Source organism: Phocaeicola massiliensis B84634 = Timone 84634 = DSM 17679 = JCM 13223 (assembly GCF_000382445.1).
GTDB lineage: Bacteria > Bacteroidota > Bacteroidia > Bacteroidales > Bacteroidaceae > Phocaeicola > Phocaeicola massiliensis.
Genome location: NZ_KB905472.1, coordinates 3,103,037 through 3,116,102, shown reverse-complemented (window position 1 = coordinate 3,116,102; position 13,066 = coordinate 3,103,037). Strand labels below are relative to the sequence as shown.

The 13,066-nt window shown below is 45.8% G+C and carries 10 protein-coding genes; 1 reads left to right on the top strand and 9 read right to left on the bottom strand.

The annotated features are described in order from the left end of the window. Positions 1-502: 502 nt before the first annotated feature. The 6 genes from HMPREF1534_RS06135 to HMPREF1534_RS06165 all read right to left on the bottom strand — a co-directional run bounded on the left by HMPREF1534_RS06135 (position 503) and on the right by HMPREF1534_RS06165 (position 9,617). Positions 503-1,906, bottom strand: coding sequence for a Gfo/Idh/MocA family protein (locus HMPREF1534_RS06135; RefSeq protein ID WP_025066804.1), 1,404 nt, complete (start codon positions 1,904-1,906; stop codon positions 503-505). 110 nt (positions 1,907-2,016) lie between these two features. Continuing rightward, positions 2,017-2,487 carry a DUF5018-related domain-containing protein gene (locus HMPREF1534_RS06140; RefSeq protein WP_223804981.1) on the bottom strand — a complete coding sequence of 157 codons (471 nt, stop codon included), beginning with the start codon at positions 2,485-2,487 and terminating at the stop codon, positions 2,017-2,019. Positions 2,488-2,511: 24 nt separating this feature from the next. Continuing rightward, complete coding sequence (locus tag HMPREF1534_RS06145) at positions 2,512-4,455, bottom strand: RagB/SusD family nutrient uptake outer membrane protein (RefSeq protein ID WP_005942003.1); 1,944 nt, start codon at positions 4,453-4,455, stop codon at positions 2,512-2,514. Positions 4,456-4,463: 8 nt separating this feature from the next. Next, complete coding sequence (locus tag HMPREF1534_RS06150; RefSeq protein ID WP_005942001.1) at positions 4,464-7,586, bottom strand: SusC/RagA family TonB-linked outer membrane protein; 3,123 nt, start codon at positions 7,584-7,586, stop codon at positions 4,464-4,466. A 1,038-nt stretch (positions 7,587-8,624) separates the two neighbouring features. After that, on the bottom strand, positions 8,625-9,017 hold the full coding sequence (locus HMPREF1534_RS06160; RefSeq protein ID WP_005941996.1) for a hypothetical protein: 393 nt from the start codon (positions 9,015-9,017) through the stop codon (positions 8,625-8,627). 39 nt (positions 9,018-9,056) lie between these two features. Further along, on the bottom strand, positions 9,057-9,617 hold the full coding sequence (locus tag HMPREF1534_RS06165; protein ID WP_005941993.1) for a sigma-70 RNA polymerase sigma factor region 4 domain-containing protein: 561 nt from the start codon (positions 9,615-9,617) through the stop codon (positions 9,057-9,059). A 320-nt stretch (positions 9,618-9,937) separates the two neighbouring features. Between HMPREF1534_RS06165 and HMPREF1534_RS20695 the strand changes: the two genes are divergently transcribed. Further along, the gene (locus HMPREF1534_RS20695) at positions 9,938-10,213 is read left to right on the top strand and encodes a hypothetical protein (RefSeq protein WP_018451975.1); all 276 of its coding nucleotides are present in this window, start codon (positions 9,938-9,940) and stop codon (positions 10,211-10,213) included. Positions 10,214-10,323: 110 nt separating this feature from the next. On the opposite strand, the gene HMPREF1534_RS06170 is transcribed toward HMPREF1534_RS20695, so the two are convergent. The 3 genes from HMPREF1534_RS06170 to HMPREF1534_RS06180 are packed head-to-tail and all read right to left on the bottom strand — an operon-like array spanning position 10,324 to position 12,867. Beyond that, positions 10,324-11,127, bottom strand: a complete 804-nt coding sequence (locus HMPREF1534_RS06170) for a KilA-N domain-containing protein (protein WP_004320828.1) — start codon at positions 11,125-11,127, stop codon at positions 10,324-10,326. Next, positions 11,094-11,630 carry a hypothetical protein gene (locus tag HMPREF1534_RS21250; protein ID WP_018451974.1) on the bottom strand — a complete coding sequence of 179 codons (537 nt, stop codon included), beginning with the start codon at positions 11,628-11,630 and terminating at the stop codon, positions 11,094-11,096. Before HMPREF1534_RS21250 ends, HMPREF1534_RS06170 begins: the two co-directional genes overlap by 34 nt. Continuing rightward, the gene (locus HMPREF1534_RS06180) at positions 11,620-12,867 is read right to left on the bottom strand and encodes a site-specific integrase (RefSeq protein WP_005941987.1); all 1,248 of its coding nucleotides are present in this window, start codon (positions 12,865-12,867) and stop codon (positions 11,620-11,622) included. Before HMPREF1534_RS06180 ends, HMPREF1534_RS21250 begins: the two co-directional genes overlap by 11 nt. Positions 12,868-13,066 lie beyond the last annotated feature (199 nt).

The window sequence follows — 13,066 nt, the reverse complement described above, 5'->3', positions numbered from 1 at the left end:
GCTGCTACCGGGAGGCGAGAACCAGGCCGGAGGAACTTTAGGAAAGTTCCGTATGGGATCATGAATGAAGGAGGTGTGTCACACCTTCTTTATTCATGCACAAAGCCCTGACTTTCACAAACAAAGGCTTGTTATTACCTAAGATTTCGTATCTTTAAGAATAAAGATTCATACAGAATCACAGGCTCAGGAAATACAGGCGGAAAGCAAAAGAGTCATTATGTTCCGAAGAAGGATTAAAACACTGAGGACAAAGATGCATAAATCTATAATATGAACTACAAACTGTGTGGAAAAGAAATCTACCGCAAGGATTTTTGTGATATATTTGGAAAAATGTACCAATGCCTATAGATAATATTTATAGAAAGATGGATAATTTCTATAAAAAAGTTGTCTAAAAACACATATTTCACAACAGGTGTTTTTAGACAAATCTTTGTTGTTAATTAACCTAAATCAGCTATATACACAGTCAGTATTTTATATTGTCAGAATCAATTTATTCTGTCCAAGCATGACGATATCCTTGTATTTTATTCCAATAACCACGAGTAAAATCAGGAACAGCTACAGGAACATTTCCGTTTTCTATTGAAATCCGGGTAAGCTCAGCCATGCAGCACCATTCTGCCAAATCATATACGTCCATATCCAACGGTAATCCATTACGCAGGCAATATACCAGACGGTAATCCATTATATAATCCATTCCACCGTGCCCGCCTACCTTCTTGGCAGCTTCTTCCAATTCCTGATGGATAGGATGTTTATATTTTCTCATCAAGGATTCTTTCACCGTATTGGAAACAGCCGTATGCATATTGAGATTCTCATGGTCAGGCATATCAACGGTCCGGATTTGGTCGGGGCGGAAGCAGTACTCCTCAATGGGATATTTGTTGGCATATCCATTGGTACCTGTCAATTGATACATGCGGCTGTAAGGGCGTGGATTCATTACATCATGTTGAATATGAATCGTTTTTCCCTTTTCGGTACGGATAAAGGTCATGGTATGGTCACCGTTTTGGAAATCCGGTGCGCTTTCTTTCTGGTATTGTTTTACTAATTTCGGACCGGTTACAGCTTTGGTATCCATTGCCACCAACGTTTTCATACGGTCACCACGGTGAATGTCAAGTAACTGACAGGCCGGTCCCATGCCATGGGTGGCATAAATATCACCACGGAAAGCACGGTTATAGTCCAACCGCCAGTTGTTCCAATAGTAAGGCCAAAACTCTTCCAAATTGTGGATATAAGCGCCTTCAACATGCAGAATTTCACCAAACAAGCCTTGTTGTGCCATATTCAATGTGGTCAATTCAAAAAAGTCATATACGCAATTCTCTAATTGCATACAATGCTTACGTGTCTTTTCGGATGTATTTATCAGTGCCCATATTTCGTTCAGTGTCATGGCTGCAGGAACTTCAATGGCTACATGTTTGCCATGTTCCATGGCGTAGACACCCATTTCGGCATGATGTTTCCAGTCCGTTACAACATAAACAAGGTCAATGTCGTCACGGTTGCATAATTGTTTCCAAGCATCTTCCGCACCTGAGTAAGTCGCAGCTTCCGGCATACCGGAACTGACCAGCGTCTTTTGTGCCTTTTCCACCAGTTCAGGACGCAAATCGCACAACGCTTTGATTTGTACACCCGGGATGTGGGTCCAACGCTCCACGGCACTGATGCCACGCATGCCCACCCCAATAAAACCTACACGGACCGTGTCAATTTTAGGTGCTGTCAGTCCAACCGCATCCTGTTGCCCGGCAGGACGTTCGGGTACGGCTATCTGAATGGGTTCATAAGGCTGTTCACAAGTTTTAGGGACTGACGTACAACCAGTAAAGCATAATAAAGCCGTCGCTATTGAAAATAATGTTTTACGCATACTCATGTATTATGTTAGTATTTTAATATTTAAGGAAGAGATGAGATGGACAGCGCAGCCGTTTCCACCCCATCAAATCTTCCCGATTCTTCAATTATTTGTTCAGGAAATTATTCTTGTAAGAAATACGCTGTAATAGTCCATACTTTTTTACTTCCATCGGCAGCGGTGATTTCATATTTGTTGGGTTTGCTCCAGTCCCCCGGTTTACCCAGTACGGCTGCTCCATCTATGGGTTGAATCATGGCTGCTGTAGAAATATTAAGTGAAACCACTACATTTGACATCGTGAATTTAGGTCTTTCTTCAGCCGGGAAATTGCTGGGAAGCTTGCATTCAAAAGAACTTGTTCCTGTTTCTGCATCCGCCTGAAAATTATCATAACTCAAGGCCGATTGCAGAACTTGTTGTTCACCACTGCCGGGAATGGTTTGAGAACCATAATAACGATGATAAACACCGGCTATGCCGATGATATCTTTGCCTTTATATGTATCCAGATCTTCGAGATTGCTATCCAGGCAAGATGTTGTAAATACAGTCAAAAGCAAGATTGTAATAATATTAAATATTTTTTTCATATTCATTGTCTATAAATTAATGGATTACCAGCCTTTATTTTGTACATGATCCAAACCATAAGCCTCACGGGTATTCAGAAAACTTTGGTTAATTGGCAAAAGATAGCGTTTTTCTGTAAATTTACGCTGGGCGCTATTGTTCAGGGTCATTTGACCAACCAGCAACTTGCTCCGGTCCCGGCTGATGGACATTTTGTATACCGGCCGGTCAAGGTCATAAATGATATCTCCGGCATCACGACCATGATTGGCATAACCGCCATATTTCCCCCAACGCAGATAACTGTAATAAATGTCACCGCCCTCATTAGTCAGCTCACAGTTTCGTTCACGAATATAATCCGTCCACGCTTCTTCTTCTGTAGCGGCAGTAGACTCGCTCAATCCGCCATGTATGGTACGTGTCATGTTCAATGCTTTCACCGCATTGGGCACATCATGTTTCAGCAGATAGGCTTCAGCAAGGTTCATATAGGCCTCTCCCAATCGAACGATATTGAAATGCAATGCCACCTGGCAATTATGGTAAGCTCTGGGTGTAGGGTTTTCAATGTTGCCTTTACGCCAATAATAACCGGTAGTGGTATTGTACCAGCCTCCATCTTCCTTGTCACGGACACCTGCTGAGAGGTTTCCACCCAAATTGAGCTCAACAGTCTCACCAATCCAGGAGCATTTGTCATAAACTATGGCAGTATAGAAACGGCGGTCACGCCCGCTGTACATCAGTTCGCTCAAATCCCGGTCAGCCCCCTTGTTTAACTGATGGTAACGGGTAAAAGTGGGATAGCTTTTGTTAAGCTGCTTTAAATCTTGTGGCGTAGGAATACGGCGCGCATCACCATTTACTTGCTTGTATGCATCTACCTGACCTGCTTCGGTAATACTGGAAGGGTCAAGTACGGTTACGTTATTTTTATATTGGGAAGTTTCATACCAAGGCATTGCCTTACCGGTTTCCTCATCGGTCACAAGAAACTGGTCAACCAGGTCTTGTGTGGGAAAGTAAATGGCCCACCCTTCGAATGTCTGCCCATTTGCCTGTTTTAATGCTACCGGCGATTGGGAATTGATCACGTTATCGGTGGAAACATTCGGATAAGTACGCATCAGTTCTTCAAAACTGGAGACATACGTATTTTCTTTTTCACGGTAATATCCCCAGAGAATTTCCGGATTATATAAATCCGTTTCGTTGAAAAGACCGTTTGAATTGCTTAACTCAACCCCACTATTGCTGATCACATCATTGGCAGCTGTAATAGCCACGTCCAGATAAGAGGCATCACCGGTATAGGCATAGGCTTGCAGGGCGGCTCGGCTCAGTAAAACTCCCGCCGCCCAACGTGTTGGCAAACCAGAAGCATTCTCGATCGGCAGGTCGTTTGCCGCAATTTGCAAATCTTCTATGATTAACTTGTAGCTTTCCGATACATCCTCGGTCATCGGAATATTGACAGCCTCAGGATTCTCAACTGTAAAGACTTCTTTTACAGGAACAAAACGTCCCATCTTACGTGCCTGGTCAAAGAAAATCATACCACGCATCAAGTTTCCATGTGCCTTTAGCTCTATCTTTTCTGTTTCGTTTAAGGTAGAGCTGTTTTGCACATTGGTAATAATCATATTGACTTTACGCAACAAGCCAAAACGGTTGACTCCCCAATCATTGCCTGTGCTCAATCCCAATTCTGTGGCTACGTTGTCAATACCCTCGCCAACCTGTGAGCAGAGCACACCGTTGGGAGTTCTTGCTTCCCAGGAAATGCTGGATCCACTGCCGGCATATCCGCTATTAATTACTGCATCATAGGTGGAGTTGATAAAACCTTCCACGGTGGCTTTGCTGCCCCATACGGTCTCATCATCAAAACTTGTTGTCGGGCGTGTATCCAGCGTGTCGATGCAAGAGTTCAGTATCATAAGGCTGATACCCAATATTCCATATTTATATATATTTCTCATCATACAATTATTTAAAATCCTAAATTTAAAGTCAATGCTATGGTTCTTTCAACCGGATAACCGTAATAGTTGGTATCGGACGGTTCCGGATCCATTCCATATTTGGTCGCTTGCGAAATGGTAAAAATATTCTGACCGGATATGCCCATCTTACAACGGGTCAGCCAAGAGACATTTTTCAGCAGGCTGTATTTAAAATCATAGCCGAACTGAAAGTCCTTCATACGCAGGTAAGCACCGTTAATCAGCCAAAAGTCACTGCTTGCGTAGTTGTTATTCTGATTCAAAGCTGTATTTGCCATCAGACGCGGGTATTGTGCGTCACGGTTATCCGGAGTCCAAAAGTCTGTTTGATAATCGTAAGCCACTGGCATGCCGTAGGTCTGGCCGGTCTGCATACCCAAACTACCTGCAACATACATATTAAATTTGGTAGATCCTTGGAACAGGGCACTCAGATAAAAGCCCTTATAACTCATATTTAAATTGATGCCGAATTGTCCACGCGGCTTGCCTGATTTTCCCAAACGGCGTTTGTCCGCATCAGTAATCTGACCGTCGCCATTCGTATCCTGATACTTTATATCGCCAGCTGTAAGATAACCAGAATTCAAGGCACCGGTAAAACCTACCGAATTGTAAACGTCCTCAGCACTTACGTAATATCCTAAGTTATGATACAGCAGACCGTAATATCCTTTATTCTGCTGAGTCCGTTGATATGGATTCATCACGGATGACTCACCTTCACTTTCATCCAGGGCCATCAGTTCATCAAAGTAGGTGAGATTGGCTGACACATCGTACTTAAAGTCACCGATATCATCTCTCCAGCCCAGTTGAAGTTCAAATCCGGCACGACGGTGTTCACTATCCGATTTTACCCTGGGCAGCCCTACGCCCAAGGCGGTATTGAGATAACTGTCACCACGCGGAGCCACCAAATAGCCCTTTGTCGAGTAGTAAAAATAATCAAATGAGCCATAAAGGCGGTTGTTCAAGGAAGCAAAGTCAAAACCGAAGTCCATCTGTCTGGTGGTATACCATGTCAAGTCCGGAGAAGCCAAGTTTCCTTCTGTAAATCCGGGAGTATATTTTCCGTTAACAACATAGGCATAAGGATTATAACTATAGGTGGTCATATATTGGAAACGGCCCGCAGACTCATCCAGACCGGTTTCACCATAAGAGAGGCGGAGCTTCAATGAGTTCAGGATATTTTTTTCTACCAGTGGTTGCATGAAGCCTTCCTCCGTCACCACCCATCCTAACGATCCGCTGAAAAAAGCGCCCCAGCGGTTGCCGGGTGCAAACCTGTCAGAACCATCATAACGTATGCTTCCTTCCGCGTAATATTTATTGGCATAATTATATTTCACCTGCCCGATCCAAGCAGCGCGTCCCAGTTCGACTTCACTACCGCCATTGGTTTGGGAATTGGCATCACCAACCTCAATCTGATCTATGTCAAATGTATAGTTGGTACGCTTCCCCCAATAACTGTCACCCCATTCATAGTATTGCTCAAAACCTGCCAAAGCCGACAATGAATGTTTGCCGAACAGATTGGCATACTCTATAAATGCCTGATTGGTGAATGAATAGCCTGACCCGTTAGTCACACTAAGTTGGGGTTTGTTGGCATAAGTGGCTTCTTGTGAATCCCAATCATATTGGGCGGCATCTTTACGCCAACTTTTATTCTTGGAACCGTAATAGCGATAATTGCTGGCTGCACGTACCTTCAGACCTTCCACCCAAGGCACTTCCCAGACCACTTCGCCACGACCGTTGATCACATTGTCAACATTACGGTTATAACCAGCATCCTTGGCTGTTTCCGCCACCGGATTATCAGTCAGGTTATAGGGAAGTCCATACTTGTTGACACCCGGATAAGTGGAGGGCCGGTCGTTTATGTGTGAGAAAACCGCATAATAATTGCTCGCCGTGGAGGTATTGGGATGGGTGGTCTTTTGCCAATAACCGTCAATGGTTGCATTAATGCGCAGACCGATGGACTCAATGAACGAAGACTGTGCCAAACGGAAATTCGTGCGTTTCATCCAGTGGTTGTCGTTTTTATAAAGCGAATTCTGGTCGATATGTCCCAAAGAAACATAATACTGGTTGTTTTGTGATCCTCCGGTTACACGTATCGAATGCTTACTTTGTGGAGCCCAGTCATTCAACACTAATTTACGCCAGTCAGTATTGGCAAAGTTCAACGGATCGCTACCGGTGCGAAAAGCCTCCAACGCTTCTTCACTGTACATAGGTTCGGCACCATCATTGGCACGGGCAATGTTGGCATAGACAGCACGGTCATAAGACCCCATTTTTTCCGGCCAGATAGATGGCTGTGAAAAACTCATGTTGAAATCGTATTCAACAGTGGGCTTGCCTTCCTTTCCACGCTTGGTAGTCACCTGAATAATACCGTTGGTAGCCCGTGAACCGTAAACTGCCGTTGCCGAGGCGTCCTTCAATATTGACATTGCCTCAATATCATCCGGACTTAAATTTTGGAAGTCGGCAGCAGAGCGGATAACCCCGTCAATCACATAGATGGGAGCTCCTCCTCCACGGATACTGATGCTGGGAGTTGAATTGATACCACCTCCGCTGGCTTGCACAATCAAGCCGGGGGCACGCCCTGCCAGACCTTGTGCAATGTTGGTAACAGGAATATTTGCCATCTGGTCAGTCTTTACCGTTGATACAGAGGCAATCAAGTCACGTTTGGTAGTACTGCCATAACCTACAACTACCACTTCATCCAAAGTTTTGGAATCTTCTTTCAAAATGATTTTTAAAGGTTTTCCATTCCACACAACTTCCACATTTACATAACCTACATATGAGGCAACAATAATATCACCTTTTTTTACATTAGGAATACTAAAGTCACCATCCAGTCCGGTTATAGTTCCGTTGGTTGTACCTTTGACAACCAATGATGCACCAATAACGGTCTCACCGTTTTGATCCACCACGATGCCTGTGCATACATTATTCTGTTGCGCAGAATACATGCCCGTAGTTGCTGCATAATGTGCGGCTTGAAGATATCCGGTAGAAAATCCAGATAAAAGCAACATCACGCTTATCAGCTTTAGTTGATTTTTTTTCATAGATTTAATATTAAAAATGTATTTGAAACAATTTTTGTTTTGATTGGTGAATTGTAGAAATGGTTTTTAAATAGTTTTTGTCATAGATTAAATATTTAAGTTAATATGTTAACAAATTAGTTTTTTAAAAAAGGTTATTTTGATATTTATATGCAAATATATAAATACATTTAATAAAAAAGTTATTTTCCTGCATTTTTTTGGAAATATTTTTTAGCAAGAGTCAAATTATTTAAGATTTTAATGAGGTATGTTTTTCTGTTATATAAGTTTCCAATATAATTTTTCATAAAGAGTTGCCACCTTGCAACGACTAAATACTAAGAATGCAATGTTGCTTATTAGGACAGGAATGACATGGAAGCAGACATTATTTGTTCAGTGCTGGTTATGAGATATTTAAGCGGAAGGAATACTTGCTTTTTATCATTGGCAAATGTATATTTGGCTGTGTGTGGGCTGACGCGGACATTGCAGCCGGCCTTTTCGCCTGTGCGTTTCAGGCTGCTTTCTATGTTCCCCACATCCCCTACGGGAAATAGGGACAGCAGTAAAAATATGATAGAGAGAACAGCTGTGGCCTTGTTTTTTTGCCTATTCCATTTTTTTATGATTCCCTTATATCAATCCCAGTGTGTTGCCATATGGAATATTATGGCAACAGGGAACAGCACACTGCCCAAAACATGAAACATAGCCAAATTATGCCAGATTTCATGGCTGTTCCCACGCCCAGTCACATGCGGTCTAAACCAAGATATAACAGACACAATGAATAAATCTATCAAAATCCAATTAATTACAAAAGTTCTTTTCATACGCTTCCAATTTTATTATATTGCAAAGGGCACTACTTTTATTCTCAAGGCCTTTATTCCATTATGTCATTATGAAATTGGGGCGGGCCGTGTATCGATAGAACGGTCCGTTCCCGTAATGGCGGCGCATAAAAACAGGCACACCCTCCGGGCTCCTGTCCCGTCGGATGCGCCTGTTTCCGTCATGTCATATACAGCCGGACTCCTCCGGCCCATGCCTTTATCTGAGTATCGGGTTCGAGAGCAGTATCTTGTAATAGGCTACCCCGCCAATCTCCACCGGCATTCTCGCCATCATGAACTGCACGCTCTTCCTTTCCACCTTCGCCTGCCGCATGAGCCTCTGCACGATAAACCCCGCCGAGAACCTTGCGCATCTTTTGTCCTTCCAGACGATGAACCCCTCGTTGTCATCGGATCGGCAGATGTACCAGTCATCCGTTTCGTCGTCGTGGGCGAAGTTCACCCGTCCGCCGCCGAGGATTCCCAATTCGATTGACATCGTCTTTGACAGATAGACGGTCCCCCTGCTGTCAAGGTTGATGGTCCGCTTTCCCTTGTATGTGACTTCCTGCGGACGGGAGTTTTCCCTGTTGTATACTATCAGTGCCATAATTGTCTTTCTTTTATCGGTTGAACTGTTTTCGTTTTTTTAATACATGAAGCTTTCCACCGCCAGCATCCGGCTTCTCCATGCGAAACCGCTGTGGGTACGTACCGCGTCCACTATCCTGCATACTTTCTGTGATATGGCCGATGCCGATACGCCCATGCATTCCGCCAGTGCCTTGAACGAGAACTGCGCCTCATAGAACCTGAGCATGAACATCCGGTACTCCTCGTAGGAGAACTTCTGCCTTACGAAACGCAGTATGTCCTTAACCAGCCTCTCGCACCCGTTCAGGTCGTCCTCGGAAAGGAATTTTGCCTCCTCGCCACATCGGAGGAAGAAATCATCTTCAGGGTGTGCATACCGGTTCTCCCTTTTAATCTTTGCCAGGGCCGCCTTTTTGTAGCATCCGATGAAATACGCGTCATAGTCCGTTATGTCCTTTCCGGGAACCAGCACCTGCCTTCTTACGAAAAGGTAGGTGTCATGGAAATTATCCTCGTCCAGCATTCCGTACCGGCGTAACGCCCCTCTCAGCCTGTCATAGGATTTTGTGAACCACTCGTTGAACAGTCTTTCCTTTTCTGCGCTCTTGTCTGCCATAGCTTTATATTTTTTTGAGTTATACATGGCCTACACGGGTAGGCATTCTTATTTCTTGTGCTTCCTCCTGTTTGTTTTTCGGCGGTCTCCGGCAAGGCTTGCCGTGAAAAAATACGCTCATGCGAAGCGTGAGGAAGATTTTTTCACGAGCAACCAGCCCGAAGGGCCGCCTTGCGGGACCGGCCTGAAAAACAACTATTTTTGCCGCAAGAAATGAGGATGACGGATTCCTCCTGTCTATTGCCTGTCCGGTGAGAATCTAAAATACCATGCGGTTTTTCTGTCTTCGGCATATTTGGAGAAATATTCAAGGATATGGAATGAGAACGGCAATATGTGATATTGCGGAAGGAACGGATATGGGATTGGAAACAGGAAGCATGTCCGGGCTTTCATGCGGTTTATACGGCAGTGTTGATTTTGGGGAGGATTACAGGGAAGTGACAGGAAGGTTAGCCGTTCCGGAGAAATTGTATGTGTACGTTGTTCCTTTCGAAATACGGAGTCCTTTAAAATCATGGAAGACCTCATTCGGGAATGTGTTCCGGACAATACCCCGCCATGGAACGGTTATGACACTTGATATCAGGCCGTAAGCCGTTCCGTAGCTTCAGTATCCCATATCCCATGCATGAATGTGGATCAGGCGGCATTTCACCTCCTTGCCCCGTTTACGGACATGCCGATGCGTTGCCTGCCGGAATTCTCATTCAAGCAGTTTTCGTCCGCCATCATCTTCCAGCACACGCATCTGCTGGATGGCTATCCGGTTCAGTCTCACGAGCCGTTCGCCCTGCGGTATGCCCTGGTCTATGAATACGGCGTTCAGGTTTTCCATATTGGAGAGGCAGATCAGTTCATTGATGGAGGCATAGTCACGGATATTGCCCTTCAGACCGGGATTCTGCTCACGCCACATCCTGGCGGTCATCCCGAACATGGCCACGTTGAGCACGTCCGCCTCTTCCGCATAGATGACGCCGGCCTGTGCGGGGGTGACTTCCACCGGTATCAGGTTCTGCCTGATGGCATCGGTATGTATGCGGTAGTTGATCTTTGACAGTTCCCGTTTCGCACTCCAGCCGAGCTGGGCCTGCTCCTCCTCTTTCAACCGCTGGAACTCTTTCAGCAGGTACAGCTTGAATTGAGGGGATACCCACGTGGCGAACTCGAACGCGATATCCTTGTGTGCGTAAGTCCCTCCATAGCGTCCGGCCTTGGCGATGATACCTTTGGAGTTGGTCTTTTCCACCCATTGTTTGACGGAAAGGATGAAACGGTTCAACCCGGCCTCGTTTTTAATTCCCTCGAATTCGGGGGAATTAAAATCCGGATTGTACATCTCCTCCCATATGCCCAGAAACTCGACGGTATTCTTGTTACGCAACCACTTTTCAATAAGGGCGGGACCGTTTTCCATATTGCGGACCATGTCGGTCAGGGAGATATAATCCTTGTCATTGTACGTGATGACTGTCACTTCTGTATTTTGGACTTTAATTTTAGCCATGTTCTTTTAACGGTTATTCGGTTATTATTGGTTCGATGTACAAATGTACGGTGTATTTTTCGGAATGTTCCTCCATATCCGGAAAAGTTTGTGTCACGCCGCCTGTTGCGACAAGCCGTTTCTACCAAGGAAAGGGCAGGCAATACCGGCTGACGTGGATACAGGCGGAACAACCCGCATATGCAATGCAGAGGGAGCAGGAGAGCCTTCACCACAGCCGGAGAGGAAAGCGGTTTCATGCCGGGGTACGGCATGAAAAGGGGCTCCCGGATAGTTCTTTTCCTTGTCGCACATGCACTACGTCGGTCGCAGTTTTCGCCTTCTGAATCCCTTTTACGTCCGTCCCTGCGCTTTCGGAGCGTTTTTCCGGTAGAAAATTTCACCATGCGGAAATTTTCTACCGGAAACCGAAGGGAAAACGCGGAGTCCCGCAGGGACGGACGAACTTTGATGAGGAAGGGGAAAATCGTCCGTTTCGTAAATACCATTTCCTCAGATGGCATCGCATATCTCCTTCTCCATCTTTTCCAGCTTATGGGACAGGATTTCCATGTCGCTGCTGATCTTCTGGTTGGTTATCCGGGCATATATCTGGGTGGTTTTCAAATCCGTATGCCCCAAAAGGCGGCTTACGGTCTCGATGGGCACACCGTGCGAGAGCAGCACGGTGGTGGCGTTCGTATGCCGGGCAACATGATAGGTCAGCCTTATCTTGAAACCGCACTGCCTGCCAAGTTCCTTCAATATGGTGTTGCATCTGCCGTTGCTTGGTACCGGAAATACATGATCGTCCTTGGACAGCCCCTTGTACTTCTCTATGATGCGCTTGGGAACGTCCAGCAGGCGGATGTTGGACTCGGTGTTTGTCTTGCGCCGGCGGGTGATGATCCAGAGGTTGCCGTCGAAGAAGGTCTGGAGCCGGTCGGTCGTCAGCGCCTTCACGTCCGCGTATGCCAGTCCGGTGAACACAGAGAAGATGAAGAGGTCGCGTACCAGTTCGCAGGTCCCGCTTTTCACCGGGGCTTCCATCAGCGTCTGTATCTCACGCTCTGTTAGGTAGCCCCGGTCAACGCTCTCGGGGGAGTTGATGTACCCGGCGAAGGGGTTGAAGGGAAGCGCACCGCTGTTGCGGGCGATGGAGATGACGTGCTTGAGCCCGATCATGTAACCCCATATGGTATTGGTGCGGCATTTCTTCTCCGTACGCAGGAAATACTCGAAGTTGTTGATGAACGTCAGGTTGAGTTCCTTTAGGGGAATGTCGTCACGGCGGTATACTTTCGGGACGAACTCGCAAAGGTGCCTGTATATGGTACGGTAGCGGTTGTATGTTCCCTGCACGCGGCTGTGTCCCACTTTCTTGATGAACTCCCCGTTGTGCTGCTCGAAGAGTTTCAACAGCGTCTCGCGTTTCACGCCCAACCCGAGGCAGGCGTCCCTCAGCCTGGCGGCGGTGACATAGCCGTCGGACTGCATCAGTTCCTGATAACGGCGGTTCACGTCCACGCGTATCCGGTCAACCGCCGCATTGATTTTCTGCGCCTCGGCGCTCTTGCCCGTGGCACGTGCCGTTTTCACGTCCCAAAGTTTCGGAGGTACGTCCAGTTTACAACTGAACTGCTTGATTTCACCGTCCACCGTAAGACGGCACATTAGGGGGAGATAGCCGTTGGCTCTCTCGCTGCCCTTCTTCACGTAGAAGAGGATTTTGAAAGTCGATCTGCTCATACTCGTTTTCATACTTTTTTGATCGTTACAAAGTTAATATCAAGCGAGTTGTCCTCAGGTATGAAAAACTGTGCAAATTACTGAAATAGAACCCGTTGTGCCGTTTCTTATTCCCGTTATATCAGTAACGATATGGGAACTGAAGTCTTTCGCAGTTTTTAGCGGATCTCCTTTTTCAGCTTATGCAGTATTATGAGTTAAACACCTAACT